The organism is Meiothermus luteus (assembly GCF_003574085.1).
GTDB lineage: Bacteria > Deinococcota > Deinococci > Deinococcales > Thermaceae > Meiothermus > Meiothermus luteus.
Window position 1 is genome coordinate 1 of record NZ_QWKZ01000034.1, and the last position, 24,802, is coordinate 24,802.

The window sequence follows — 24,802 nt, forward strand, 5'->3', positions numbered from 1 at the left end:
GCCCAAAAGCACCCCCCGTCCCCCGTGGGGCTTCTCCAGGAACTGGGCCCCCACCTGGGGGGCCATGCGCCCCGCCACCTCGCTCATGGGGACCAGGAGGGGCAAGGAGCCGTCGGGAAGCTGCACCGTTTCGTAGGCGATGCCCGTGACCCCGCTTTGGAGCATGGCCTCGGTGAGGGTGCGGTCCGCCGCCAGGTGGAGGTAGGTGAAGAGGATGAGCCCTTCCCGCAAAAAGGGGTACTCCTCAGGAAGGGGCTCTTTCACCTTCACCACCATCTCCGCCTTCCAAGCCTCCTCGCGGCTCACCAGGTGGGCCCCGGCCCGCTCGTACTCGGCGTCGGATAGGCCCGAGCCCACCCCCGCCCCCCGCTCCACCAAGACCACATGCCCCCGCTTCACCAGGCTTTCCGCCCCGCCCGGGGTCAGGGCCACGCGGTTTTCCAGGGTCTTCACTTCCTTGGGAACTCCGATCAGCATAGCCACTCCTGTTTCCCCTAAGCCTAGAGGGATTTTCTCCTGAAGGAAAGCGAAGAAGTAAAGAAAAAACCTCCTACTGCCCAAAATTTTTAGTTCATAATGGGAATGTGGCTGCTAAATTGCTGGACAAAATCAACTGCGCGATTCTGCTCGAGCTGCAAAAGAACGGACGGCTCTCCTACAGCGAGCTGGGCCGCCGGGTAGGGCTCTCCACGCCGGCCGTGGCCGAACGGGTGCGGCGGCTGGAGGATGCGGGGGTGCTGGTCGGCTACAGGGCCCGGGTGGACCCGGCGGCTTTGGGTTATGGCGTAACCGCCTTAATTGAGGTGGCCACCCCACCCCACCGCTACGAGGAGATGCTCGAGTTCGCCAAGAGGACCGAGGCCGTGCGGGAGTGCTATTTTGTCACCGGGGAGGCCTCGTTTGTGGCCAAGGTGGTGGTGCCCTCGGTGCGGGACCTGCAAGCGCTCATTCAGCAGATGGGCCGCTACGGCAACACCCGTACCTCGGTGGTCCTTTCCCAGCCGGTCTTGAAGGAGGTTTTTGAGGTGGCCCCTACCCCTTGAAGACCCGCTTGATGCGGAGCTTGAAGCCATCGCCCTCGGCGATGGCGATGAGGCGGCGCTTGGGGCCCAGCAGCGCTACCAGCCCCTTGGCCGGGATGGGCAGCGGTACTCCCTCCATCACCCGCTTGGCCTCGGTGTGGGAAAGCTCTACGCTGGGGTAGGAGAGCACCTCGAGCGGGTCTAGGGTTTTTTTGACCTCCAGGCTGTCCAGCTCCTGGGCTTGCTCCAGGCCGACCCGCCCCACCCGGGTGCGCACCAGCCCTGAGAGGAAGGCCTTGCTGCCCAGCCGCTCGCCCAGATCACGGGCGAAGGAGCGCACATAGGTACCGGGCCCCACCACCAGCCGGACGATGGCGGTAGGGTAGGGGCCCAGCGGCCGGGGCAGCTCCACCCTCCGGCCCCGCTCGGAAAGCTGCCAGCCGGCGGCGGAAGGGGCGATACGGCGGGGAGTAGGGGTAGGGTCGTAGGCCAGAAGGGTGGCCTCGAGGTACCTTACCGGTCGGGGTGGCAGAACCAGGGGCTCTCCCTTGCGGGCGGCCTCGTAGGCTTTGACCCCGCCCACCTTGACCGCGGAGTAAGCGGGGGGGGTTTGTTCGGTTAGACTCAGGAATTCTGGCAGCACCGACTCAATTTCGCGCAGGGTGGGGCGCTTTGGGCTTTCCTCAACCACCGGCCCCTCGGCGTCCAGGGTCAGGGTGGTGGCCCCGAAGGAGACCCAGGCCAGGTACTCCTTCTCCTCAGCCGAAAGAAAGGGCACCAGCTTGGTGGAAGCCTCCGTGGCCAGCACCAGTACCCCGGTGGCCAGGGGGTCAAGGGTTCCCGTATGGCCTACCCGCCGGGTGCCCAGCACCTGCCTTAGGCGGTCCACCACATCGTGGGAGGTCTGGCCTAGGGGTTTGTTGACCGCGTAGAGCGCCATGCCAGCGGATTTTACACGAGAAGCAAAGCCGCTGGGACGGGGTAAACTCGGGGCATGGACTGGCAGGCAAACTACCATCGGCTCAGGTTCGCCCAGCCCAGCGAGGGGGTGCTCGAGGTGGTCCTTTCCAACCCCGGCCGGCTAAACGCGGCCGACCGGGCGATGCACCGGGAGCTGGCGTATGTCTGGCGGGACATAGACCTTGACCCCCAGGTCCGGGCGGTGCTGGTGCGGGGTGAGGGCGGGGTCTTCAGCAGCGGGGGGGATTTTTCCATGATCGCCCAGATGACCGAGGATTACGAGGTGCTCCTTGAGGTGTGGAAGGAGGCCCGCGACCTCGTCTATGGGGTGGTCAACTGCTCCAAGCCCATCGTTTCGGCCATCGAGGGGCCAGCGGTGGGGGCCGGGTTGGCGGTGGCCCTTTTGGCCGACATCAGCGTAGCGGGCAGAGGGGCCCGTCTGCTGGATGGGCATGTGCGGCTGGGGGTGGCGGCGGGGGACCATGCGGTCATCCTCTGGCCCCTTCTGTGTGGCCTGAGCAAGGCCAAGTACTACCTGCTCCTCAACGAGCCCCTCTCGGGTGAGGAGGCCGAGCGGATTGGGCTGGTTTCGCGGTGTGTGGAGGATGAGCAGGTTTACGTAGAGGCCCTTTCCGTGGCCCAGAGGCTGGCCGAGGGGGCCCAAAGCGCTATTCGCTTGACTAAGTACGCCCTCAACAACTGGCTGCGGCTGGCTGGACCTAGCTTTGACACCTCCCTTGCCCTAGAGTTCATGGGCTTTATGGGCCCCGATGCCAAAGAGGGCCTGGCTTCTCTTCAGGAGAAGCGCCGCCCCAGCTTCCAGAAGCGCTCGCCCCTCTAACCTTCCCCTAGGTGCAGGAAGACCAAGAAGCGCCTTTCCTCCGAGCTCCACCCCAGGCGGGCGCCTTGGGCTTTGGCCAGGGCCTCCGCCAGCCGGAGGCCCAATCCGGAGCCTGGGCGGGGGTGGGAAGGGGCATTGGCCACCTCGAGGCCGCCTTCGTTCACCCGCACCCAGACCCTCCCTCCCTTGGCGGTGTGCTGGAGGGCGTTCTCCAACAAACCGACGACGATGGCCCGGAGGATGGGTTCGTTCCCCTGGATGCGCACCGCCTCCTCGGGAAGCTCCAGCTCCAAGCCGATTCCCCGGGCGGTGAAGGCCGGCCTGAGGGCTTCGGCCTGGGTGAAGACCAGGGTGTCTAGCTCCACGGCAGAGGTTTCCAGGGCGTCCGCCTCGGCGCGCGCCAGCAGGAGCAGGCGCTCTACCAGCTCCCGAAGGCCCGCTGCCTGGGTTTTGGCCTCCTGGAGCCGCCCTCGTTCTAGGTGCCCCAGGAGGAGGGTAAGGGGTGTGCGCAGGGCGTGGGCGGCCTCGGCGGCGAAGCGGCGTTCCGCCTGTAGGGCCTCTTCCAGGACGGAGAGAACCCTGTTGAAAGCCTCAACCATCCGCCCCACCTCGTCGCGATGGGGAGGGGTGGTGAGCCGCTGGGTCCAGGCCCGGTGGTGGGCCAGGGCCTGCGCCTCGCGGGTGGCCCGCTCCAAGGGGGTTAGGGCCCTTTGGGAGAGCCAGAGCCCCAGGAGAAAAGCCAGACCCCCCCCGAAGAGGAGGGCTGGGAGTAGGAGGCGGTCTAGGAGCTGTAGGGGGGCCAGGAGGGCGCCTAGGTCCCGGGCGGCCCGCAGGGTAAGCCCATCGCGGGTTGCCTCCCGAACCAGGTAACCTTCGTGGTTGCTTTGGATAAGGGCGAAAAGCGCCTCTGGCGGGGGGAGCAACCCGACCGCGTCCTGTAGGCCCTCGGCGTCCAAGAGGAGGAGAAGGGTTCCAGGTAGCACGGCGCTGAGCAGGCCCCCGTCCACCTGGAAGCGGGCCCGTCCTTCCTCGTCCTGGACGAGGACCACGCTGGAGAGCAGCCGCTCTAGGCTCGAGGCAGCCTGCCTCTCTAGGGCCAAGTGCAGGCCCTCCCGGAGCGCAAGGCCAAAGATGCCCAGGCCCAGGAGCACCACCAGGGCGGTGAGGAGGGCGATACGCAGCCTGAGGCTCATCCCCTAAAGCGGTAGCCCAGCCCCCGGGCGCTTTCTATAGCCTCAGGGGCCAGTTTGCGGCGCAGGTACTTGATGTAGGTGTCCACGGTGCGGGGGTCTACACTCTCCTCGCCGTTCCAGACCTTTTCCAGAAGCTCCTCCCGGCTGGAGAAGCCCTCTCCCTTTAGCACCAGGGCCTCCAACAGGGCGAACTCCCGGGCGGTGAGGGCCACCTCCTTGCCCTTCCAAAAGGCCAGCCGCCCCTCGAGGTCCAGCTCCAGCCGCCCCGTTCTCAACCGGTTTTCCGCCAAGCCCCGGTTACGCCGGAGGAGGGCCCGCGCCCGGGCCACCACCTCCTGGGGGTAGAAGGGCTTGACCACGTAATCGTCGGCGCCAGCGCCCAAACCCTCCAGCCGGGACTCCAGGGCGTCGCGGGCGGTGAGGATGAGCACCGGCAGGGATAGCCCCCGTTCGCGGGCAAAGCGCAGGACCTCGAGGCCATCCCCGTCCGGCAAGAAAAGGTCCAGAATTGCCAGGTCATAAGGGAAGGCCAGAAGGAGCCCTTGGGCCTCCTCTACCCCAGCGGCCTCGTCTAGGGCAAAGCCCGCTTCCTCCAAGGCCTCCCGCAGCAGGTGGCGTACCTCGGGTTCATCCTCTACCAGAAGGAGCCTCATCGGCGCAGCACCTCCTTGCCCGTATTGGCCTCCAGCCAGACCTCGCCGAAGGACCCCTTGGCCTCCCAGACCAGGAGGCGCTCTTTGGGCTTGGGCTTGAGCTCCAGGTGCCAGGGCTCCCCGTAGCGGTTTCGCACCAGGGTAAGGACTTGGGGGAAGGGCAGGTGGGGCTCTGCTAAGTGCTTGGGGATGCCCTTAGGCCGGAAGAGCACCACCCGGCGGGTTCCTGCCTCCACCCAGAGCTCCACCCCGGGCACCCGCAGCTCGTAAACCAATAGCCTTTCCTTGGGCTTTAGGCCGTAACTGAACTTGTAGACCTGCTGCAAGGTGGCCTGTCCTAGGTAAGGGGCGGCCAGCGTATAGGTCTGCTCAGGGGTGAGCTGGGGTGGACCTTGAGCCAAGGACCAGGCCAACAGAAAGGGCAGAAAGACCCACATTCTTCCAAACAGTCTAGGAACCCTTCATGAGCTCTAAAAGGGCCTCCCCTTTAGCGGCCAGGGCCTCGGCTTGGGTCCGGTCGCCCCTGCCCCAGGCTTCCCAGGCGGCAAGAACCGTTTCCTCTATGCGCTTGCGCTTTTCCTCCTCCAAAACCTGGGCCTGGCGGCGGAGGGCCTCGAGACGGCTTGGGAGGGTGCTCCCACCCTGGAAGGGGTTGGGAAGGGAAGGAGCGCCCCGAAGCCCCCGCAAAAGCCACACCACGCCCAGGACAAGGAGGACCAGAAGGCCCAAGAGGAGCAAGGCTTCCAAGAACTCTTCCACCCTCTTAGGCCCGAACCCCGGTGGGGGAGGGCCGTAAGGGGCGCAACCTGCGAGAAGGGTTAGGCCAACCAGGGAAAAAAGGGGTTTCGTCCACATGGTTTCCTCCAAAGAAGGGGGGGCGGGATCAGCCCCCGCCCCTCGCTTGGGCGCTAGAAGCCCCGCTCTGCCTTGATCAGGTGGTGCGCTGCGCGGGCCATCCGGTGGGCAGCTTCTGCACGAGCTAGGTCGCTGCCTTGGGCCAAAAGCCGCTTCGCTTCTTGGATGAGCTGGCTCACCGTGGGGTTATTCATCCGGTAGTAGCCTGCCTCGTACTCCGCCCGGATAATGGCCTCTTGGGCCCGGTAGGGTGCCTCGTAGGCCCGGCGACCGCCCTTACCGGGCCCCACGTACATGGGGTAGGGCGTGCCGGGAACCACCTCCTGGAAGCGCAGGGCCTCAAACACCAGGCTGGAGGCTTTGGCCCGCTCCTTGGCCCGGTAGTACTGGCCTGCTTGGTACTCCCCCTGGGCCCGGCGCAAAAGCTCCTCTGCGAGGGATTTGAGGTGGCTTGGGGTCACGATACTGGCCAGATACTGGGCCCGGGCCAGCTCCCGACCGGCCTGCTCCGCCTCGCGGTAGCCGTAAGGGACGCCCGGAGCCGGCGCAGGAAGAGGGGCGCCCGGAGCCGGCGGCGCGGGCTGGGCCAGGCTGGGGAGTCCAAGGGCCGAGAGAACCGTCATCAGGATGAAAAGCCTTTTGTTTGGCATCTGTGTCTCCTTTCTGCCCCGAAGGGCACCTAGAGGGTAGGAAACTTCTGTGGGAGGACGGTGGAAGGGGCGATGGAGGTTTGGCTTTGTATCAGCGGGCGGTTTTTGTGCAAATATAGACCCATGCCCTTGCTCGTCTGCCCCAATTGCGAAAGCGGTATGAACGAGGTTGTGCGCAACGGCGTGCATATAGATGTCTGCCCTAAGTGCCGGGGGGTTTGGCTGGATGGGGGGGAGCTTGAGAAGCTTCTAGGCCAGGTGCGCCGCTATGAGGAGGAGTACGAAGCCGAGCTGGAGAGCTACCGGCGCTATGCCCCGCCTTCTGCCCCGCCCCGCAACCCCTACGACACCGACGACGACGAGTACCACCGGCGCAAGAAGAAGAGCAAGCTGAGCCGGCTTTTTGACCTATTTGATTGACCCCTGCCGCCCTGCTATTATGGCTAAAAACTAGCACCGCCGCTTCTGGGAGAGACTGGCTTGGCCAGCGCCGAAGGAGCAACCGCCCCGGAAACTCTCAGGCAAAAGGACCGAAGCGGCGCAATCTGGAGAGAGGCCGCCGCGGCCCGCCGAAGGGATAACACTCTCAGGCAAAAGGACAGATGGGGCCTTCAGGAGGCCCCATGGCGTTCAAATCTTTTGATTCCCACACCGATTTCGCCCGCCGCCACATCGGCCCTAGCCCCGAGGACATCCAGGAGATGTTGGAGGCGGTGGGGGTGTCCTCTTTGGAGGAGCTGATACAGCAAACCCTACCCGCTGCCATCCGCCAGGAGGCCCCGCTCTCCATTGGCGAGGGGATGAGCGAGGCCGAGCTTCTGGCCCATATGCGGGAGCTGGCCAACAAGAACCGCGTCTGCGTTTCGCTTATCGGCCAGGGCTACTACGGCACCCACCTGCCCCCTGTGATCCAGCGCAACATTCTGGAAAACCCCGCTTGGTACACCGCCTACACCCCCTACCAACCGGAGATCAGCCAGGGGAGGCTGGAGGCCTTGCTCAACTTTCAGACCATGGTGGCCGACCTCACAGGCCTGGACATCGCCAACGCCTCCCTTTTGGACGAGGCCACCGCTGCGGCTGAGGGCATGGCCCTGGCCCACCGCAGTCTGAAGGAGGGGCGCAACCGCTTTTTTGCGGACCGGAACCTGCACCCCCAGACCTTGGCCGTGTTGCAGACCCGGGCTGAGCCCTTGGGCTGGGAGCTGGTGGTGGGGGACCCTGAGGCCGACCTGGAGCCTGAGGGGCTTTTTGGCGCGATTTTTCAGTACCCTGACACCCTGGGTGAGGTCCGCGACCTGCGGGGCCCGATTGAGCGGGTCAAGAAAGCGGGGGGATTGGTCGTGGTGGCCGCTGATTTGTTGGCCCTGACCCTCCTCACCCCGCCTGGGGAACTGGGAGCGGATATCGCGGTGGGTTCGGCCCAGCGCTTTGGGGTTCCGATGGGGTATGGCGGGCCTCACGCGGGCTATATCGCGGCTCGAGACGCCCTGAAACGGGGGCTGCCGGGGCGGTTGGTAGGGGTTTCGGTGGACGCCAGGGGCAACCGGGCCCTGCGCTTGACCCTGCAGACCCGCGAGCAGCACATAAGGCGGGAGAAGGCCACCTCCAACATCTGCACGGCCCAGGTCCTGTTGGCGGTGGTGGCCTCAATGTACGCGGTCTACTATGGCCCGAAGGGGCTTAAGGCGATTGCCGAAGAGGTCCACCGCAAGGCCAGCGTTCTGGCCCAGGGCCTGGAGCGGTTGGGCTTTCGGCGGGTAAACAAGTATTTCTTTGACACCCTCACGGTGGAAGCCCCGGGCCAGGCCGACCAGATTGTGCGAAGGGCCCTGGAGCAGGGGATTAACCTGCGCCGGGTGGACGCCGACCGGGTTGGCATAGCCCTAGACGAAACCACCACCCCCGAGGTTGTGGAGGCGGTCTTTCGGGCCTTTGGGGGGGAGTTCCGCTACGAGGCGTTTGAGCCCCGCGAGCACCTGCCCCTAGGCCTTCGGCGTACCTCAGCCTACCTGACCCACCCGGTCTTCAACCGCTACCACTCTGAGACTGAGCTTTTGCGCTACATGCGCCGGCTCGCCGACCGCGACCTGGCTTTGGACCGGGCCATGATCCCCCTGGGATCGTGCACCATGAAGCTCAACCCCACCGCGGCCCTGATGCCCATCACCTGGCCGGAGTTCGCCCACCTGCACCCTTTTGCGCCGGCGGAGCAGGCGGAAGGGTACCGGGAGCTCATGGAGAGGCTGGGGCGCTGGCTTTGCGAGATTACCGGCTACGACGCCGTCTCCTTCCAGCCCAACTCGGGGGCCCAGGGAGAGTACGCGGGGCTGCTGGCCATTCGGGCCTACCACCGCTCCAGGGGTGAGGGGCAGCGTAGGGTTTGCCTGATTCCCTCCTCGGCCCACGGTACCAACCCCGCCTCGGCCCGGATGGCCGGGATGGAGGTGGTGGTGGTGGCCTGCGATGAGCGGGGGTATGTGGACCTGGCCGACCTAGAGGCCAAGGCCCGGAAGTACGCCGATACCCTGGCCGCGGTGATGGTAACCTACCCCTCCACCCACGGGGTCTTTGAGGAGGGGATACGGGAACTCTGCGAGATCGTGCACCGCTATGGGGGGCAGGTCTATCTGGACGGGGCCAACCTCAACGCCCAGGTGGGCCTAGCCCGGCCGGGCGATTATGGCGCCGATGTTTCCCACCTCAATCTTCACAAGACTTTTGCTATTCCCCACGGCGGAGGGGGCCCGGGGATGGGTCCGATTGTGGTCAAGGCTCACCTAGCCCCCTTCCTGCCAGGGCATCCCGTCTTGGATGGGGGTACGGCGCCGGTGGGGCCGGTTTCCGCAGCGCCTTTTGGCTCGGCCTCAATTCTGCCCATCTCCTACGCCTATATCGCCATGATGGGCAGCGAAGGGCTCCGACGGGCCACCGAGGTGGCCATCCTCAACGCCAACTATATTGCCGCTCGGCTCGAGCCCTACTATAGGGTGCTCTACAAGAACGCCAAGGGCCGCGTGGCCCACGAGTGCATCCTTGACCCCCGGCCCTTCAAGCAAAGCTGTGATATTACCGCCGAGGATATTGCCAAGCGCCTCATTGATTACGGTTTCCACGCCCCTACCATGAGCTTCCCTGTGGCTGGGACGCTGATGGTGGAGCCGACCGAGTCGGAGTCTAAGCGTGAGCTGGATCGGTTTATAGCGGCCATGGTTGCCATCCGAGAGGAGATAGCCCGCGTTGAGCGGGGCGAGCTCAAGGCCGAGGAGAGCCCCCTGCGCCACGCTCCTCACACCGTGCTTGACCTAGCCGATGAACACTGGAACCGCAAGTACACCCGGACCGAGGGCTGCTTTCCCGGAGGGCAATCGGCCCTGGACAAGTACTTCAGCCCAGTGAACCGGGTGGACAACGTTTATGGTGACCGGCACGTGGTCTGCACTTGCCCGCCGGTGGAGGAATACAGCAGAGGCTAGGCCCAGCCGGCGGCTCAGTCCGTGGCCTGTAGGCCTTGCTCAATCAGCCGAATCAAACGGGCCTCCTCTTCGGGGATGTGGTCGCGCAGCCGTGCTGCGGCCACGATGGGCATCCAGGCCTGAAGCTCTTGCCGGTCGGCCCGGTAGCGCTCCATGTAGGCTTGGAAGAAAACCCGCCGCGAGGACAAAAACGCCTGGCGGCCCGGCCAGTCTAGGGGCAGCTCGCTGTGCAGGAGCAGTAGAGCGGTGCGGGCCAGGTCGGCCAGTGGGTTGCCCCGGGCGGCCAGGGGCCAGTCCACCGCGTAGGCCCCCTCCTCCCCGATCAGCACGTTTTCGGGGTGCAGGTCGCCGTGGCAGAGTGCACTGCCGTCGGGCAGTTGTGCCAGGCGCTCGAGCAGGGCCTGCTGTAGAGGCCTGGGGAGCCGACTGGCCTCAATTCGCCGGGCTAGGTGAAGGCGCTGGGAGGGCATCTGCCCCGCGGGCCGGGCGTGAAGCCGGAGGTGAAGGTCGGCCAGCATCTGGGCGGCCTTGGGCAGGAGGCTGGGGTTGTCCCTGATGAACTCGCTCATGGGCATGCCCTTGACCCACTCCATCACGATGCCCCAACGCCCCTCGTACCTGAGCACGTCCACCACCCGGGGGACAGGGGCCCCCAGGAGCCAGGCTTGCTGGGCTAGATGGGCTTCGTGCAGTGCGTCGGCCTGGCCGTACTCCGGCCAGAAGAGCTTGATGACATAGCCGTCAGCCCAGGTCAGCACCTCGGCCTCGCGCCCCTGGCCTATCCGGGTGGGCATCTGGGCCAGCTTACCGCAAACCGCCTAGGTTTGTACCAGCTCCTCCACCCCGGGTTGGGCCCACTTTACAAAGGCCACCTCCCGAGGGTTGGAAAGCTCTGGATGTACCGCCACTACCCGCACCCCATAGGTGTAGCTCCCAGGGCGGGTGGGCTGGTAGGTGCCGGTGAACACCAGGGCCTCCCGCTCCTGGCCGCTGGGTTTTAGGGGGAGGGTCTCGAGGTCACCGCTGTGCCGCCGCACCACCAGCTCCACCCTCAGGGTTTCGGTGGGGATGCCATAGGCCTGGACGAAGGCTCGCACCCGCAAGGGAGGCTCAGCGCTGCTGAGCACCTCGGCCCAGAGCCTCACCCCATCCCAGTGCTTTTGCACCAGGGTCTTCCAGGCGGCCACCTCCTTCAGTACAGCCCCCTCCTGCTCCAACAGGCGGGCCGCTCGCCGGGCCAGTGGGGCATAGAACTTTTGGTGGTACTCGCCGACCATTCGCTGGGCTGAGTAGGTCGGTCCGCAAGTGCGGATGCTGTCGCGCACCATGGCCAGCCACCCTGAGGGGGTGCCCACTGCGCCTCGGGCGTAGAAGAGCGGGATAATCTCGTACTGGAGAGTGTCGTAGAAGCTTTGGGCGTCGGCGTGGTCCTGGGCCTCCTCGGTGGCGTAGGTGCGCTCATCGCCAATGGCCCAGCCGTTGGTGGTGTTGAAGGCCTCAGCCCACCAGCCATCCAAGACGGAGAAGTTGAGCGCTCCGTTGAGCGCCGCCTTCATCCCCGAGGTGCCCGAGGCCTCCATGGGGCGGCGGGGGGTGTTGAGCCAGACGTCCACCCCCTGCACCAAGGCCCGGGCCAGGCCCAGGTCGTAGTTCTCTAGAAGGATTACCTTGTCCTCGAGGTCTAGGGCTCGGATTTTTTCGGCCAACCTCTTGAGGAATTCCTTGCCGGGTTCATCCTTAGGGTGGGCTTTCCCCGCGAAGATGAACTGTACCGGCAGGGGGCCGTTTAGGATGGCCAGCAGCCGCTCAGGGTCAGCGAACATCAGAATGGCCCGCTTGTAGGTGGCAAAGCGGCGGGCGAAGCCGATGGTCAGGGCGCTGGGGTCAAGCACCTTCTCAGCAGCCCGCAGCCGGGCGGGCGGCTCCCCATTGCGGCGGCGCTGCTCCACCAGCCGTTCGCGCACCTCCTCCACAAGGCGGGCCCGCAGCCTGTTGCGGACCCGCCAGAGCTCGTCCTCCTCTAGCCGCTCCACCGTCCAGTGGGCAGGGTTGTGGAGCTCGGTGGCCCAGGCCTTGGGGAAGCGGCGGGCGTAGAGGGCGTGCATCTCGGGGTGGAGAAAGCTGAAGGTGTGCACCCCGTTGGTGATGTGGCTAATGGGCACCTCCTCGGCTTCTAGACCCTTCCAAAGGTGCTGGAACATGGCCCGGGAGACCTGTCCGTGCAGGGCCGAGACCCCACCGGCGGCCCGGGAGGTGCGCAGGGCCAGGTTGGACATGCTGAAAACCGGCCCGTAGCTCTTCTCCTCGTGGCCCAGGGCCAAGAACCTCTCCTTACTTATCCCAAGCCTGTCCCACCAGCCCTCCAGGTACCGCTCAACCAGCTCAAAAGGGAAGCTGTCGTGCCCAGCAGGCACAGGGGTGTGGGTGGTGAAGAGGGCGCCCGCAGCGGCGATTTCCAGCGCTTCGGCGAAGGAGTAGCCGGCCGCCACCTTTTCGCGGACTCGCTCCAGGCCCAGGAAGGCCGCGTGGCCTTCGTTCATGTGCCAGACTTCCGGCTCGAGCCCCAAAGCCCGAAGGAGCCGCACCCCCCCGATGCCCAGGATCATCTCCTGCTCAATGCGAATTTCCTGCCCTGGAGCGTACAGCCTTGCAGTGAGGGCCCGGTCCTCGGGCTGGTTTTCCGGGAGGTTGGTGCTCATCAGGTAGACCGGGACGGTGCCCACCTCGAGCCGGTAGGCGGTGATGTAGACCGTGCGGCCGGGGAACTCTACCCCGACCCGGATGGGCCGCCCGTCCTTGAGGACTGGGGAAAGGGGTAGCTCCTCGGCCCTGAGCTCCTCGTAGACCTCCCGCTGCTGGCCTTCGGGGGTGAGCTCCTGGCGGAAGTACCCCTCGTGGTAGAACATGCCCACCCCGGTCAGGTCAAGCCCCATATCTGAGGCGGCCTTAATATGGTCGCCCGCCAGGACGCCCAGCCCCCCCGAGTAGAGGGGCAGCGACTCGTGGAAGCCGTACTCCATGGAGAAGTAGGCCACCCGGGGCGGGCGTTTTGGGCGGGCTTTGAGGTACTGGTGGAAGCTGGACACCGTAGCCTGCACAGCCCCCACGTAGGCCGGGTTCTCGGCCAAGGAGGCCAGGCGTTCGGGATCCGCATCCAGCAGGGTGCGCACGGGGTTTTTGCGGAAGCGCTTCCACTGCACAGGGTCAATCTGCTCAAAAAGGTGCTGCGCCTCCGGATTCCAGGTCCACCAAAGGTTATAGGCCAGCTCGCGCAAGCCCCTTAGTGGTTCGGGCAGGGTGGGCATGGCGGTAATTCGGCCAAGGGCGTTCATGGGCAGGAATTCTATCACCCCCGTCTGGCCCCAGGGTCAAGCGCTCTTTGACAAGGGGGCAGGCGCCTTTCAGGCTTCACCTGGTAGGGGGGCCGTGGTACGATGGAGCCCCGTGATGGTTGTGCCGCTCGGTTGAGCGGGTTTACATGTGCTGCGCTTGGCCCTGCTGGGCGCAGGGCGACAAGGGGGTTTTGTGAAGTACATCTTTGTGACCGGTGGGGTGGTGAGCAGCCTGGGAAAGGGCATCCTGACCTCGAGCCTGGGGGCTATTCTCCGTGGCCGCGGCTACCGCGTGACCGCCATCAAAATAGACCCCTACGTGAACGTGGACGCGGGCACCATGCGCCCGTATGAGCACGGGGAGGTCTTCGTGACCGGGGATGGGGCGGAAACCGACCTCGACATCGGGCACTACGAGCGCTTTTTGGATGTTGACCTTTCCCGGGCCAACAACATCACCACTGGGCAGGTCTACCTTTCGGTCATCCAGAAGGAGCGTCGGGGGGAGTACCTCTCCCAGACCGTGCAGGTGATTCCCCACATCACCGATGAAATCAAGGACCGCATTCGCCGCACCGCCGCCGAGCAGAACGCTGAGATCGTGGTGGTGGAGGTAGGGGGCACGGTAGGCGATATAGAGAGCCTACCCTTTTTGGAGGCCATCCGCCAGTTCCAGTTTGACGAGGAGGATCAGGACCTGATGTACATCCACCTCACTCTGGTCCCTTACCTCCCTAGCTCGGAGGAGTTCAAGACCAAGCCCACCCAGCACTCGGTCTCCACCCTGCGGGGGGTGGGCATCCAGCCCGACGTTTTGGTCTTACGCTCGGATAAGCGGGTGCCAGACGAGGTGCGCAAGAAGGTGGCCCTCTTCACCAACGTTCACGCCGAGGAGGTTTTCAGCAGCCCCACGGTGGACTACCTCTACGAGATGCCCCTGGTTTTGGAAGAGCAGGGCCTGGGCCGGGTGGTGGAGAAAAAGCTGGGCCTTACCCCCATCCCACCCAACCTGAGCTTCTGGCAGCAAGCGGTGCGCAAGCTCAAACGGCCCGCCCACGAGGTCACGGTGGGCTTCGTGGGCAAGTATGTGAAGATGCCGGACGCCTACTTAAGCATCTTGGAGGCCTTCCGCCACGCGGGAATTGCTCACGACACACGCGTCCACGTGAAGTGGGTGAATGCCGAGGAGATCACCGATTTAGACAAAGCCACCGAGTTTTTGGGTGATGTGGATGGGGTTTTGGTGGGGCCGGGCTTCGGTATTCGGGGGATTGAGGGTAAGATTCTAGCCGCCCGCTACGCCCGGGAGCGCCGCTTGCCCTACTTCGGCATCTGCCTGGGGCTGCAGGTCGCGGTCATTGAGTACGCCCGCAACGTGCTGGGCTTGGAAGGGGCCCACAGCACCGAGTTTGACCCCTACACCCCCCACCCGGTGATTGACCTGATGCCCGAGCAGCTCGAGGCCCAGGGGCTGGGGGGCACCATGCGGCTTGGCAACTGGCCCATGCGCATCTACCCCGGCACCCTGCTCTACCGGCTTTACGGCCGGGAGCTGGTGCAGGAGCGCCACCGCCACCGCTACGAGGTGAACCCAGCCTATGTGGAGCAGCTGGTCCAAGCAGGGTTGGTCGTTTCGGCGGTGACCCCCGGGCTTCAGGGGCGGGGAGAGGGGCTGGTGGAGGCCATTGAGCTGGCCGACCACCCCTTTTTCATCGGTCTTCAGGCCCATCCCGAGCTGGCCAGCCGCCCCATGCGGGCCTCGCCTCCTTTCAGCGGGTTTATCGCTGCGGCCCTAGAGCGCCGACGCCAAACCCTCTTCCACTCGGTGGAGTGAGGGGTTCGCTGAGGAACGGCGCGTTGGGCTTTAGGCGGCTTCCTTGGAGAGCTGTTCTAGACCCTTTATGTTCTCCAGCACCAGCTTGCCGTAGCCCGAGCGGATATAGCCCTCGCGGGTCAGCTCACCGATGACCTTGGTCACGGTCTCCCGTACCGAGCCCACCGCGGAGGCGATCTCGTCGTGGGTGGCCCGGACCCCCACCCGCCCGTTCTTTTCGGTGAAGGCCACAGGGGTACGGGCCAGCTCCAGAAGGGCCGCAGCGATGCGGTTCTTGAGCCGCTGGCCGGAGATGCGTTGGATGGTCTGGTAGGTCTGGCCAAGGGCCTTCACCAGACCCTGGACCAGGCTGCTCAGCTCCTGGGGTGAGAGCTGGTTGGGGGCCAGGGCGTCCACCTTGGTTTCGGTAACCGCCTCGGCGAAGTAGGGCCGTTCGGTTCCAGAGAGAACCTCCTCGCCGAAGAACTCCCCTGGACGCACGAAACGCAGGGTCAGGGCATTGCCCTCGTCGTCCACGCTTTGGAGCCGCACCAGCCCCTCCCGTACCCGGTAGAGCTGGTCCTTAGGACTGGGCGCCCCAGGGTAGAGGATGATTTCGCCAGGATCAAAGGTTAGGGTATCCAGGACGCTGGTCTGCATAACTCGCTCCTCGAGTCCGACTATAGCAGGCCTGGATTTTTTTGTAAACATTTATGTTGATTTATTTGTCCCTCACCACCAGCCACGCCGCCGCATCCACCAGGCCAGGCCCCCCCCAATCAGGGCCAATCCACCCCAGAAGTAGAGCCGTCCCCAGGGCCACTGGTACTCGCTGAAGGCCTCAAAGTTGGTCCCGTAGATGCCGGCCCAGAGGGTCATGGGCAGGAAGAGCACTGATATGACCGTGAGGGTTTGAACCACCCGGTTGAGCCGGTTGCCCTGGGTCGAGAGGTGGACTTCCAGAACGTTGGAAAGCTCGTCGCGGGCTGCATCCAGCCCTTCGTACACCCGACCCATGCGGTCGGTGAGGTCGCGAAAAAGGTAGGCCTCTGGGCCCAGCAGGGGCAGCCGCTCCAGGTGGAGCAGGGCCTCGCGGGCCTGTGAGGCCAGCCGCCGCACCCGCAGGACCTCGCGCCGGGCTGAGAAGATGCGGCGGGGTAGCTCAGGGGCGTCGGCTCCGTCTAAGGCCCGCTCCTCGAGCTCCTCTACCCGGTCGGTCAGGGCATCGGTGTAGGCGAAAAAGGTTTCAACTCCCTGGTCAAGCAAGCGCTGCCAGAGGCGGAGCCCGGTACCCCCGCGGAAGCTCTGCCAGATTTCCTCTAGGTAGTGTACGGGCTCGTTACGGTAGGTGAGGAGCACCTGGACCTCGGGGAAATAGAAGTAGGAGACCCGCTCGGTGCGGCTGTGGGGGTTGGCCGGGTTCTCGAGGGTACGGAAGACCAGGAAGAGGTGGCGGGGGTACTCCTCAAAACGGCTCCAGTGGCCAATTTCCTGCGCATCGGCCAGAGCCAGAGGGTTGAGGGGGTAGTGCTCCTGGATGAGGGCCAGCTCCTCCGGGGTGGGGGTTTCCGCATCCACCCAGACCTCGGTGGGCAGGAGGCCGGTGGTCATGCCGTCGGAGAACCGCTTGGCGCGAATCATCGCAGTTGGGTGCTGGCTTTTAGCCACTCCAGATAAGCCGGCAGGCCCTTTTCTATCCGCAGGGCGACCACCTCGGGCACCTGGTAGGGGTGGAGCTCCTGGATGCGCTGCTCCAGGGCTGGGTAGGCTGCCTCTTGGGTCTTGATGAGAAGGAGGTGCTCGGGGTTCTCCTCCACCTGGCCTTCCCAGCGGTAGACCGAGGTGAGGCCAGGCAGCAGGTTGACGCAGGCGGCGAGCCCCTCGTGTACGAGCGTGCGGGCGATGGAAAGACCGGTTTCAGGGCCGGGCACGGTACAAAGCACCACCAGACACATACCCTTAGGCTACACCAGGCCCAGCGAACGCATCGCCAGGCGGGCGGCGGCCAGGTCCCATAGGGCATGCCCCACGCTTTTGAAGAGCACCGGGCCTGGGGCCGGGGAAGGCCCGCTTAGGGCCTGGACCAAAGGGGTCACGCGGCCCCAGTCCACCCCGGCTTGCAGAAGGTCACCGGCCTCGGCTTTGGCCCCCTCAAGGGTGTCCACGTAGACCCGGGCCCGCTGCACCACCTCTGGGGCCACCTCGGCCATCTCGGGGCGGTAAGCCCCCACGGCGGCGATAAAGCTGTCTTCAGTGCATTCGTACAGCACCGGGGTGGGGCTGGTGGTGGCGCAGACGATGAGGCGCACCTCCTCCAAGACGGCTTCAACCCGCTCTATGGCTTGGGCGAGTGTTCCAAGCCGCCGGGCATAGGCGGCCAGGGCTTCCCTGCGCTCGGGGCTACGAGAGTGGATGTAGACTTTGTTGGTGCCTAGTCCGAGATGGAAGGCCTCGAGGTGGGCCTTGGCCTGGACGCCTGCTCCGATGATGAGCAAAGCCCCCCCGGGGTCGGGGGCTAGGGTCTGAGCGGCAAGCAGCGAGACCGCGGCGGTACGCCGGGCTGTGAGGGTCCCGCCGTCCAGGAGGGCTAGGCGCTCCCCGGTGGCCGTGCGCATGACCCAGACCTCGGCCCGCACGCTGGGGTTCTGTTGGGGGTGTACGGTGACCAACTTGGTCACAGCAAGGGCGGGGTCGGCAGCGGGCATAAGAAGCAGGGTGCTCCCCCCGGGGAGGGGTACCACCATGCGCTCGGGGGCGGTAGGTGGGGGTTCTTGGAGGATTTGAGCGATGGCCTGGGCCAGGGCGGGGTAGGGAAGAAGCCTCGCGGTCTCCTCGGGAGAGAGGATTTGCATGCCCCTAGCCTACCAAGCCGGGGCTAACGAGGCTCTAGGATGAGGACCTCATCCCCTACCTGGACCACGCCCCCTTGGAGCACCCGGGCGTACAGGCCCCGCTTGCCCAGGAGGAGCTTGGGCAGCCTCAGGTCAAAGCTCGAGAGGGAGCTGCACACCGTGCAGGCCGAGGTGAGTTCTAAGAGGGCTGGTCCAACCCGGAGCCGGGCCCCACTTTCCAGGGTGTGAGGGTCAAAGTCTACTCGGATGTTCTCCCCAAGGGCACCGGGGGGCAAAGGGATGCCAGCCTGCTCAGCGTACTCGTAGGCGCTTTGCCCAACGATCAGCACGGCTTGGTCGGGATTTTTTCCGAAGTGCCGGTCCCCCACGACCCCCATGCCCTCTACCAGCCTGGCCTGCTCCACCGCGCCTTTGGGTAGGGTAGAGCCGGCGTCGGCGTGGAGGGAAAGGACCCGCATCATCTCAGCCCGAGGCCCTGCCTTGCGGAGAGTACCTGCTGAGGGCTCAGGTTCTTGCCCCGTTGGGCCCTTACCTCGGCCTCGGTGAACGGGCCCTGCCCGCTGGGAAAGCCGTTGCCCCACTGGGTGCTGATGTGGTTGAGCACCGCAGCAATTTCGGCGTCGCTGAGCTGCGGGTAGGCCGGCATTGCCCCGTTGTAGCTGCTCCCCCGGACGTTAATTGGGCCTTGTAGCCCGTAGAGCATGACCTGGATGAGCCATTCCCGCCCACCCCGGGTGGCCAGGATGCTCGGCACATGCCCCGCCAGGGGTGGGAAGACCCCAGGCACCCCGCTGCCGTTGGCCTGGTGGCAGCCTATGCAGTTGTTGTAGACCTGGGCCCCGCTGACGTTGGCCTGGGGCTGGGGGGCAGGCGTGGGGGCCTGGGCCCCAGGGGCGAAGTGGGTAGCCAAGTAGTTGAGGATGGTGGCCCGCTCCTCTGAGGTGAGCCGCAGACCGTAGCTCTGCATCTCGGTGATGATGGCGTCCCAGCGCTCGCGGGGCTGGCGCTCCCGGGTCACAAAGCCGAGTTCGTGGCAGGTCTGGCACTTTTGCAGCACCAGCTCGCGTCCTGGCCCCTCCGGGAGACTGCCCTGCCCCAGGCCAAACCACAGGGCGGTTCCCGCCGCCAAAACTACCCCTATAAGGTATCTACGGTTCATCCTTGTTCCTCCAGGGCGGAAATTACCACAAAAAAGCCCCTTGGTTTAGGGAAGAGAGCACGCCTAGAAAGAGTCTAAACAAATCCTAAAATTCCCGACCGGCGGGTAGGGTATGGGCTGCCGGTCGGGGGATAGGCTTGAGTTCAGGTTACGGTAAACTTGACCCGCATGACCCCATTCCACTCGTAGCCCCGCTCGTTCCACCAAATGTTGCCGTTGAGAGGCTGGGTGCGGCCCAGCGCATCGGTGGCCCGAACCATGGCCTCGTACTCCCCGGGGGAGAGCAGGCGGGGTGCGACCCAGCGGTACCAGCCAAATTTGCCGTGGTCGCCCTCAATAACGGCCTTACGCCAGGTGGTGCCGCTGTCCACCGAGACTTCAATGGATTCAATAGGGGCCAGGCCATCGTTCCAGGCTACCCCCCGAATTTCCACCAGGCGGCCTCTCACGCTCGAGCCAGGTAGGGGCGAGAGGATGAAGGAGTTGATGTTGGCCCCCCAGTTGGAGCGGGAGTTGTCCAGGGTGTAGTTGTAGCGGCTGCCGGGCTGGGTGGGCAGGATAGGGGTGTTCCATCCGGGAAGTACGGGCACCCGGTAACGGGGCACTTGCTCGTTTCCCGAACTCTCTTTCTCGGTGAACTCCACCTTGGTAATCCACTTCACGTTGGCCGTGCCGAAGGTGCCGGCCGCGACCAGCCGCACCGGACCTCCGTGGACCGCAGGCAGGGGTTCGCCGTTCATCCCCAGGGCAAGCATGGCGCTGTTGTGCTCCATTACGCTGATGGGGTAGCTCTTCTCGTAGGGCTGAGCCCCGCCTTGGGTGGAGGCGTTCATGGTGATGAAGCGGGCCTTGGGGTCAAGCTTGACCCCCTTGGCCTCGAGCAGGGTCTTGAGCAAGACCCCCCGCCAGGTTACCTGGCCCACCCCGCCATAGGTCCAGGGGTTGCCGGAGGGCCTGGGGTTGAAGAAACTGCGGCCGTTGCCCGAACACTGCAGAACGGTGGTTACCTCGGTCTGGGGTAGCTTGGAAAGCTCGTCTACGGTGATTTTGAAGGGCTTATCTACCAAGCCGGTAATCTCCACCTCCCAGCCGGGTTGTACGTTGGGCTCGGTGGTGTTGAGACCGGGTAGGTCTATGTTGTTGCGGACAAAGAGGTTGGCCTTGCTGGTGATGCGCTCAGAGCCGAGGAGTTCTAGGGTGGACTCCATGACCACCGGGCGGGAGGAGAGCACCACCAGCTTGGGGTTCTTGCCCTGGACCACCTGATCGGCGGTGGGTTGCTGTTGGGCTAGCCCCCGGCCCATCAGGCCCAAAGCGGCTCCAGCTACCGCAGTGCGCTTCAGGAAAAGACGGCGGTCCATAGCTTCGCTAAGGGGGTGTTCGTGATTCCTGGGCATGCGTACCTCCTTATTTTTGGTGAGACCATGTTACACCAGGGGGGTGGGATACTCAACTAGGGTATCCGCGGGGGTAGGCCGGGGTTTGCCTAAGGGATGCCGGTGCGATTAAAGCCGGGCCCGCTCAATGGCCCGGGGCCCTCGCCGCCCGAATCGGCGGGCCAGCTCCAGCTCGGAGAGCACCAGGGCAGTAGGCCGGCCGTGGGGGCAGACCCAGGGCAGCTCGCAGGCCCCTAGGGCGTCCAGCAGGGCTTGGGCCGGGGCCTCAGCCAGTGGGTGGCCGGCTTTGAGGGCGGGGAGGCAGGCCAGCCGGGCCAGCACGCTGCGCCAAGCCTCGCGGAAGCTGGGGGTTTTCAGGCTTCCCCGGACCACCTCGGGCAGCAAGGAGGGGTATCCGGCCAAAAAGGCGGGAATTGTGCGGACGCGGTACCGACCCGGCCCGAAGGGCTCGAGGCTGAGCCCGGCCTCCTCGAGCTCCGAGGAGCGCTCGGCTAGGCTCACCTCCTCGTCCAGGCTGAGCCCCACCACCTCGGGGTAGGGTAGCTCAACGGGGGGCTCACTCTGGTAGCGCCGGGACAGCTCTTCAAACAGGATGCGCTCGTGGGCGGCGTGTTGGTCCACCACGTACAGCTCATCGCCGGCCTCGGCCAGCAGGTAAAGTTCGCGGAAACGGCCTAGGTAGGTGAGTTTGGGAAACCGGGAGGGCTGGGCTGGGGTGAGGCCCTGGGGAGGGGCGGGCTCGGGTAGACTGCGGGCCAGTGGGTGGGCGGTGAGCAGGCTTTGCACCGCACGCTCCAAAAAGGCCCGTACCGGCTCGGCCTCCAAAAGCCGTACCCGCGACTTGTCCGGGGAGGTGTTGACCAGAAGGTACTGGGGAGGGAGCTCCAGGTTAAGCACCCCGAGGGGGAACTGACCTTGGGGGAGGAGTTCCTTGTAGGCCGCCAGGAGGGTTTGCAGGAGGGGCTCAGGCCACTCCACTGGGCGGCCGTTTAGGGCCAGCAGCAGCCGGTCGCGGCGGGGCCGGGAGAGCTCTGGACGGGAAAGGAGACCCCGTAGACGAAAGGGTCCCTCTTCGGCCTGCAGGGGCAGCAGCCGGTTGGCGACCACCGGGCCCCACAGGAGCTTGGCCGCCTCGCCAATCCCCCCTCCGGCGTGCTGAATCCGCTCCTCTCCATCCACCACCAGCCGCCAGGCCAGGTGGGGGTGGTGGAGCAAGTACCGCCCGACGAGCTGGGCCACCTTGCGGGCTTCGGCGGCCGGGCTCTCCAGAGCGTTGCGCCGCGCTGGGAGATGTCCGAACAGCTCCCTGACCTCGGCCCGGGTTCCGGGGGGTGCGGGGTGTTCTCTGAGGCAGGCCTCCTCGCGGAAGGCCTCCAGGGTGGCTCCCCCAAGCTGCCCCGGGGGTCTGGAAGTAAGCCGGAGCCGGGCCACCTGCCGGATGGCCCAAAGCCCCTCTCCCCGAAAACCCAGGGTGCGAATTTGGCTTAGGTCGGAGAGCTTGCTGGTGGTGTGGTGCTCAGCGGCCAAAGGCAGCTCCTCTTTAGGGATGCCAGTTCCGTTGTCGCTCACCACCACCCGCTCAATCCCACCGCCCCAAAGCTCGATTTGAATCCGGGTAGCCCCAGCGTCAAGGGCGTTCTCCAAAAGCTCCCGCACCACATCGGCGGGGCTTTCCACCACCTCGCCTGCGGCAATCTCGCGGATGAGCTCGGGGGGTAGCCGGCGGATCATCCCCTACCTCAGGGTTTGGCCGTTTCTAATCGGCCTAGGAGCCTGGCCTGGAGCCGTTGCAAGAATACTAGGGCTTCCAGGGGGGTGGTCTGGGATAGGTCAAGCTGCAGGAGCTCGTCCAGCAAGTCCTTGGATGGGCTGTTGTGCTGGGCCAGCAGCCCATCCAGTACGCTTTTGGCTCGTTCCAGCAGCGCCGAGGGCAGGCCGGCCAGCCGGGCCACCTCGAGGCCATAGCTCTTGGAGGCCGGGCCAGGCAGCACCTGGTGGTAAAAGACCAGGCCGTCGGCTTCCTCCCGGGCCGCCACATGGGCGTTGCGGGCGGCGGAAAGCCGGCTGGGCAGGGCGGTGAGTTCAAAGTAGTGGGTGGCGAAGAGAGTGTAAGCCCCCACGGTGTCGTGCAGGTACTCGCAGGCTGCCCAGGCCAGGGCCAGCCCGTCGTAGGTGCTGGTACCGCGCCCTATCTCGTCCAGAAGGACCAGGCTTTTGCGGGTGGCTTGCTGCAGGATGGCGGCGAGCTCCTCCATCTCCACCATGAAGGTGCTGCGGCCCCCGGTGATGTCGTCCGAAGCGCCGATGCGGGTAAAGATGCGGTCAAAAAGGGGCAGCGTGACGGATTCGGCGGGCACAAAGGAGCCGATTTGGGCCATCAGGGCGATGAGGGCGGTCTGACGGAGGTAGGTGGACTTGCCGGCCATGTTGGGGCCGGTGAGAATCAGGAGCCGGCGGCCAGGGCCCAGTTCCAGGTCATTGGGGATGAAGGTATTGTGGCGCTCCACCACGGGATGCCTTCCAGCGCGGATGAGGAGTTCGCCCTGGCTGGAAAAGCGGGGGCGGGTATAGCCGTAGGCCACCGCAGCCTCGGCTAAGGCAGCGTACACGTCCAGCTCAGCCAGCACCTCGGCGGCCTGGCGCACCTCCTGGGCGACTTGGGCCACCTCCGCCCGCAGCTCCAGGAAGACCGCGTGCTCGCGCTTTACCGCCTCGGTCTCTGCTTGCAGGATTTGCCTTTCCTGCTCCTTGAGCTCAGGGGTAGAGAAGCGCATGCGGTCCTTTAGGGTCTGAAGGGCCCGCCACTCACCGGGCACCAGAGGGTAGTGGGGACGGGTTACCTCCAGGTAGTACCCGAAGACCGCGTTGTACCCCACTTTGAGGTTTCCTATGCCGGTCCGCTCACGCTCGGTGGCCTCGAGCTGGGCGATGTAGGCCCGGCCCTCCTCAGCCCGGTGCCTCAGCTCGTCTAGGACGGGGTCGTAGCCTTCCTGGATGAGCCCACCCTCGGTGAGCTTGAGGGGTGGGTCGCTCACCAGGGCCGAAGCGATCTTCTCCCGAACCGCTTCCAGGTCTGGCAGCCGTTCGGCTAGGTGCTGCAGAGGGGGAAACCCCACCAGGAGCTGGCGGAGCTCAGGCAGCAGCCCCAGGCTTCGCTCCAGGGCCGAGAGGTCACGGGCGCTGGCCCGGCCGGCCATCAGGCGGGCGGCTAGGCGCTCCAGGTCGTGCATCCGGTGAAGCGCCCGGCGCACCGCCCCGCGCAGCACCCCATCCCGCACCAGGGCCTCCACTGCATCCAGCCGGGACTGCAGCGGGGCTTCGTCCAGCAGAGGGTGGCGGAGCCAGGAGAGAAGCCGCCTTCTTCCCGGGGCAGTGCGGGTCAGGTTGAGTACCCCCAGCAAGGTGCGCTCGGGGTCGCGCTCCCCCACGGCGCTGGGCTCAAAGACCTCCAGGGCCCGCAAGGTGGTCTCGGAAAGCTGCATGTAGGCGTTGGGGTCGTAGCGCACAAAGCCCCGCACCTGGGGCAGCCGCTTCTCTACCCGCAGGGCATAGGCCAGGGCGGCGCCGGCGGCCCGACGCAGGGCGGGGGGCTCTAGACCCGGAGGTAGGCTTCCAAACTGAGCCTCTAGGGCCTTTTGCCCAATTTCGTCGTCAAACCCCTCCGAGAGCATCACCAAAAAGCGCCGCTGGAACTCCTCCCGGAAGGAGGTCTGTTGGTAGAGCTCGGGGGCCAGCAGAACCTCGGCTGGGCGGTAGCGGAAAAGCTCGTCGTAGAGCGCGCTTTTGCTGTAGAGCAAGGCCCCCCTGAACTCGCCGGTGGAGACGTCCAGCAGGGCCAGGCCATACCCATCCCCGGTGGCCAGGGCGGCCAGGTAGTTGGCCTCTGGCTTGAGCAGGTTTTCCCGTAGCAGGGTGCCGGGTGTGAGGAGCTGGGTCACCTCACGCCTTACCAGCTTATCGGCTTCCTCCGCCAGCTCCATCTGGTCGGCGATGGCGACCCGGAAGCCCTGTTGCAAAAGACGCTCTAGGTAGACGTCCACCGAGCGCACGGGGATTCCCGCCATGGGGGTGGTGAAATCCTTGGCGGTCTTGTGGGTTAGGGTGAGGTTCAAAGCCCGCGCCAGCCGCTCGGCGTCCTCCCCAAAAGCCTCGTAGAAGTCGCCCACCTGGAAGAGCAACAAATACTCTGGGTAGGCGTCTCGGAGGGCCACGTACTGCTCGAGCAAAGGGGGTAGGGGACCTGGCCCCTGTCCCTTGAGGGTCATGCTCCCCATGCTAGCGAATTTGGGGTGGAGTTGTTTAGCCACCAAACCCTTGGGAAGAAGCGCTTTGCCAAGTATTCTCCGGGAAGCTTCACCTCCCGGGTTGTCCTTCGGAATGGCAAACCCAAAGCCCACTGACCTCTCATCACTTTGTTCCGTAGGGACTTGACAGGCGGAAATAAGGAGGGGGGTTGGTAAGGTATGCGAACCAAAACCCCCCTCCTGCAGGCTACCACAACCTGGGTCCACACGGTCTTCCGGTCCCTCAGGAAACCCGCGCGCACCAACCTGGCCCTCTTCCTCTCCGCCCTCCTCTCCGGCCCCCTAGACCCCACCC

23 protein-coding genes, 1 pseudogene and 1 riboswitch are annotated in these 24,802 nt (G+C 65.3%); of the genes and pseudogenes, 6 read left to right on the plus strand and 18 right to left on the minus strand.

Annotated features, from left to right (window positions below; translation table 11 throughout):
- The coding region (locus Mlute_RS06660) for an alanine dehydrogenase (protein WP_407942645.1) at positions 1 to 477 on the minus strand (477 nt) is incomplete at its 3' end.
- A gap of 107 nt (positions 478 to 584) precedes the next feature.
- Between Mlute_RS06660 and Mlute_RS06665 the strand changes: the two genes are divergently transcribed.
- Positions 585 to 1,043 carry an Lrp/AsnC family transcriptional regulator gene (locus Mlute_RS06665; protein ID WP_119359958.1) on the plus strand — a complete coding sequence of 153 codons (459 nt, stop codon included), beginning with the start codon at positions 585 to 587 and terminating at the stop codon, positions 1,041 to 1,043.
- On the opposite strand, the gene truB is transcribed toward Mlute_RS06665, so the two are convergent.
- The gene (gene truB, locus Mlute_RS06670; RefSeq protein WP_119359959.1) at positions 1,033 to 1,962 is read right to left on the minus strand and encodes a tRNA pseudouridine(55) synthase TruB; all 930 of its coding nucleotides are present in this window, start codon (positions 1,960 to 1,962) and stop codon (positions 1,033 to 1,035) included. The two genes, Mlute_RS06665 and truB, sit on opposite strands and share 11 nt — an antisense overlap.
- A gap of 54 nt (positions 1,963 to 2,016) precedes the next feature.
- Between truB and Mlute_RS06675 the strand changes: the two genes are divergently transcribed.
- Positions 2,017 to 2,823, plus strand: coding sequence for an enoyl-CoA hydratase/isomerase family protein (locus Mlute_RS06675; protein WP_119359960.1), 807 nt, complete (start codon positions 2,017 to 2,019; stop codon positions 2,821 to 2,823).
- On the opposite strand, the gene Mlute_RS16445 is transcribed toward Mlute_RS06675, so the two are convergent.
- The 5 genes from Mlute_RS16445 to Mlute_RS06700 all read right to left on the minus strand — a co-directional run bounded on the left by Mlute_RS16445 (position 2,820) and on the right by Mlute_RS06700 (position 6,174).
- The gene (locus tag Mlute_RS16445; RefSeq protein ID WP_119359961.1) at positions 2,820 to 4,016 is read right to left on the minus strand and encodes a sensor histidine kinase; all 1,197 of its coding nucleotides are present in this window, start codon (positions 4,014 to 4,016) and stop codon (positions 2,820 to 2,822) included. The genes Mlute_RS06675 and Mlute_RS16445 overlap by 4 nt on opposite strands.
- The gene (locus Mlute_RS06685) at positions 4,013 to 4,669 is read right to left on the minus strand and encodes a response regulator transcription factor (RefSeq protein WP_119359962.1); all 657 of its coding nucleotides are present in this window, start codon (positions 4,667 to 4,669) and stop codon (positions 4,013 to 4,015) included. The genes Mlute_RS16445 and Mlute_RS06685 overlap by 4 nt, the downstream gene beginning before the upstream one ends.
- Positions 4,666 to 5,106 (minus strand): hypothetical protein, encoded by a 441-nt coding sequence (locus Mlute_RS06690; RefSeq protein ID WP_119359963.1) that lies wholly within the window; start codon positions 5,104 to 5,106, stop codon positions 4,666 to 4,668. The genes Mlute_RS06685 and Mlute_RS06690 overlap by 4 nt, the downstream gene beginning before the upstream one ends.
- Before the next feature lie 13 nt (positions 5,107 to 5,119).
- Positions 5,120 to 5,428, minus strand: coding sequence for a hypothetical protein (locus Mlute_RS06695; protein ID WP_119359964.1), 309 nt, complete (start codon positions 5,426 to 5,428; stop codon positions 5,120 to 5,122).
- Between the two features lie 149 nt (positions 5,429 to 5,577).
- On the minus strand, positions 5,578 to 6,174 hold the full coding sequence (locus Mlute_RS06700) for a hypothetical protein (protein ID WP_119359965.1): 597 nt from the start codon (positions 6,172 to 6,174) through the stop codon (positions 5,578 to 5,580).
- Between the two features lie 123 nt (positions 6,175 to 6,297).
- Here Mlute_RS06700 and Mlute_RS06705 point away from each other — a divergent pair, with 123 nt between their 5' ends.
- Positions 6,298 to 6,594 carry a TFIIB-type zinc ribbon-containing protein gene (locus tag Mlute_RS06705; RefSeq protein WP_119359966.1) on the plus strand — a complete coding sequence of 99 codons (297 nt, stop codon included), beginning with the start codon at positions 6,298 to 6,300 and terminating at the stop codon, positions 6,592 to 6,594.
- A gap of 35 nt (positions 6,595 to 6,629) precedes the next feature.
- Positions 6,630 to 6,717: riboswitch (glycine riboswitch) on the plus strand.
- Positions 6,718 to 6,797: 80 nt separating this feature from the next.
- Positions 6,798 to 9,650, plus strand: coding sequence for an aminomethyl-transferring glycine dehydrogenase (gcvP, locus tag Mlute_RS06710; protein WP_119359977.1), 2,853 nt, complete (start codon positions 6,798 to 6,800; stop codon positions 9,648 to 9,650).
- Between the two features lie 14 nt (positions 9,651 to 9,664).
- On the opposite strand, the gene Mlute_RS06715 is transcribed toward gcvP, so the two are convergent.
- Entirely contained in the window at positions 9,665 to 10,444 is a 780-nt protein-coding gene (locus Mlute_RS06715) for a phosphotransferase enzyme family protein (RefSeq protein ID WP_119359967.1), read from the minus strand.
- Between the two features lie 24 nt (positions 10,445 to 10,468).
- On the minus strand, positions 10,469 to 12,982 hold the full coding sequence (gene glgP, locus Mlute_RS06720; protein ID WP_119359968.1) for an alpha-glucan family phosphorylase: 2,514 nt from the start codon (positions 12,980 to 12,982) through the stop codon (positions 10,469 to 10,471).
- 193 nt (positions 12,983 to 13,175) lie between these two features.
- On the opposite strand from glgP, the gene Mlute_RS06725 reads away from it, so the two are divergent.
- Positions 13,176 to 14,816 (plus strand): CTP synthase, encoded by a 1,641-nt coding sequence (locus Mlute_RS06725; protein ID WP_182482492.1) that lies wholly within the window; start codon positions 13,176 to 13,178, stop codon positions 14,814 to 14,816.
- 30 nt (positions 14,817 to 14,846) lie between these two features.
- On the opposite strand, the gene Mlute_RS06730 is transcribed toward Mlute_RS06725, so the two are convergent.
- The 9 genes from Mlute_RS06730 to mutS form a co-directional block, all read right to left on the minus strand.
- Positions 14,847 to 15,455 carry a helix-turn-helix domain-containing protein gene (locus Mlute_RS06730; RefSeq protein ID WP_119359969.1) on the minus strand — a complete coding sequence of 203 codons (609 nt, stop codon included), beginning with the start codon at positions 15,453 to 15,455 and terminating at the stop codon, positions 14,847 to 14,849.
- A gap of 72 nt (positions 15,456 to 15,527) precedes the next feature.
- Positions 15,528 to 16,436 carry a magnesium transporter CorA family protein gene (locus Mlute_RS06735; protein ID WP_119359970.1) on the minus strand — a complete coding sequence of 303 codons (909 nt, stop codon included), beginning with the start codon at positions 16,434 to 16,436 and terminating at the stop codon, positions 15,528 to 15,530.
- A complete protein-coding gene (gene cutA, locus Mlute_RS06740; RefSeq protein ID WP_119359971.1) occupies positions 16,433 to 16,750 on the minus strand; it encodes a divalent-cation tolerance protein CutA in 318 nt (105 codons plus the stop codon). Before cutA ends, Mlute_RS06735 begins: the two co-directional genes overlap by 4 nt.
- 9 nt (positions 16,751 to 16,759) lie before the next feature.
- Complete coding sequence (locus Mlute_RS06745; RefSeq protein WP_119359972.1) at positions 16,760 to 17,647, minus strand: delta(1)-pyrroline-2-carboxylate reductase family protein; 888 nt, start codon at positions 17,645 to 17,647, stop codon at positions 16,760 to 16,762.
- A gap of 23 nt (positions 17,648 to 17,670) precedes the next feature.
- On the minus strand, positions 17,671 to 18,105 hold the full coding sequence (locus tag Mlute_RS06750) for an MOSC domain-containing protein (RefSeq protein ID WP_119359973.1): 435 nt from the start codon (positions 18,103 to 18,105) through the stop codon (positions 17,671 to 17,673).
- Complete coding sequence (locus Mlute_RS06755) at positions 18,105 to 18,806, minus strand: c-type cytochrome (RefSeq protein ID WP_119359974.1); 702 nt, start codon at positions 18,804 to 18,806, stop codon at positions 18,105 to 18,107. The genes Mlute_RS06750 and Mlute_RS06755 overlap by 1 nt, the downstream gene beginning before the upstream one ends.
- Positions 18,807 to 18,949: 143 nt before the next feature.
- Positions 18,950 to 20,203, minus strand: coding sequence for a sulfite oxidase (locus tag Mlute_RS06760; RefSeq protein WP_245958877.1), 1,254 nt, complete (start codon positions 20,201 to 20,203; stop codon positions 18,950 to 18,952).
- Positions 20,204 to 20,311: 108 nt separating this feature from the next.
- Positions 20,312 to 21,934, minus strand: coding sequence for a DNA mismatch repair endonuclease MutL (gene mutL, locus Mlute_RS06765; RefSeq protein WP_119359975.1), 1,623 nt, complete (start codon positions 21,932 to 21,934; stop codon positions 20,312 to 20,314).
- An 8-nt stretch (positions 21,935 to 21,942) separates the two neighbouring features.
- Entirely contained in the window at positions 21,943 to 24,468 is a 2,526-nt protein-coding gene (gene mutS / locus Mlute_RS06770) for a DNA mismatch repair protein MutS (protein WP_119359976.1), read from the minus strand.
- A 198-nt stretch (positions 24,469 to 24,666) separates the two neighbouring features.
- On the opposite strand from mutS, the pseudogene Mlute_RS16020 reads away from it, so the two are divergent.
- Positions 24,667 to 24,802, plus strand: a pseudogene (locus Mlute_RS16020) (IS4-like element ISTth2 family transposase); the annotation flags it as partial.

Excerpts from the sequence above, each read along its gene's own strand:
- truB (WP_119359959.1), bottom strand. The coding sequence starts at position 1,962 with ATGGCGCTCTACGCGGTCAACAAACCCCTAGGCCAGACCTCCCACGAT.
- Mlute_RS06675 (WP_119359960.1), top strand. The coding sequence starts at position 2,017 with ATGGACTGGCAGGCAAACTACCATCGGCTCAGGTTCGCCCAGCCCAGC.
- Mlute_RS16445 (WP_119359961.1), bottom strand. The coding sequence starts at position 4,016 with ATGAGCCTCAGGCTGCGTATCGCCCTCCTCACCGCCCTGGTGGTGCTC.
- Mlute_RS06685 (WP_119359962.1), bottom strand. The coding sequence starts at position 4,669 with ATGAGGCTCCTTCTGGTAGAGGATGAACCCGAGGTACGCCACCTGCTG.
- Mlute_RS06690 (WP_119359963.1), bottom strand. The coding sequence starts at position 5,106 with ATGTGGGTCTTTCTGCCCTTTCTGTTGGCCTGGTCCTTGGCTCAAGGT.
- Mlute_RS06700 (WP_119359965.1), bottom strand. The coding sequence starts at position 6,174 with ATGCCAAACAAAAGGCTTTTCATCCTGATGACGGTTCTCTCGGCCCTT.
- Mlute_RS06705 (WP_119359966.1), top strand. The coding sequence starts at position 6,298 with ATGCCCTTGCTCGTCTGCCCCAATTGCGAAAGCGGTATGAACGAGGTT.
- gcvP (WP_119359977.1), top strand. The coding sequence starts at position 6,798 with ATGGCGTTCAAATCTTTTGATTCCCACACCGATTTCGCCCGCCGCCAC.
- Mlute_RS06715 (WP_119359967.1), bottom strand. The coding sequence starts at position 10,444 with ATGCCCACCCGGATAGGCCAGGGGCGCGAGGCCGAGGTGCTGACCTGG.
- glgP (WP_119359968.1), bottom strand. The coding sequence starts at position 12,982 with ATGAACGCCCTTGGCCGAATTACCGCCATGCCCACCCTGCCCGAACCA.
- Mlute_RS06730 (WP_119359969.1), bottom strand. The coding sequence starts at position 15,455 with ATGCAGACCAGCGTCCTGGATACCCTAACCTTTGATCCTGGCGAAATC.
- Mlute_RS06735 (WP_119359970.1), bottom strand. The coding sequence starts at position 16,436 with ATGATTCGCGCCAAGCGGTTCTCCGACGGCATGACCACCGGCCTCCTG.
- cutA (WP_119359971.1), bottom strand. The coding sequence starts at position 16,750 with ATGTGTCTGGTGGTGCTTTGTACCGTGCCCGGCCCTGAAACCGGTCTT.
- Mlute_RS06745 (WP_119359972.1), bottom strand. The coding sequence starts at position 17,647 with ATGCAAATCCTCTCTCCCGAGGAGACCGCGAGGCTTCTTCCCTACCCC.
- Mlute_RS06750 (WP_119359973.1), bottom strand. The coding sequence starts at position 18,105 with ATGCGGGTCCTTTCCCTCCACGCCGACGCCGGCTCTACCCTACCCAAA.
- Mlute_RS06755 (WP_119359974.1), bottom strand. The coding sequence starts at position 18,806 with ATGAACCGTAGATACCTTATAGGGGTAGTTTTGGCGGCGGGAACCGCC.
- Mlute_RS06760 (WP_245958877.1), bottom strand. The coding sequence starts at position 20,203 with ATGCCCAGGAATCACGAACACCCCCTTAGCGAAGCTATGGACCGCCGT.
- mutL (WP_119359975.1), bottom strand. The coding sequence starts at position 21,934 with ATGATCCGCCGGCTACCCCCCGAGCTCATCCGCGAGATTGCCGCAGGC.
- mutS (WP_119359976.1), bottom strand. The coding sequence starts at position 24,468 with ATGACCCTCAAGGGACAGGGGCCAGGTCCCCTACCCCCTTTGCTCGAG.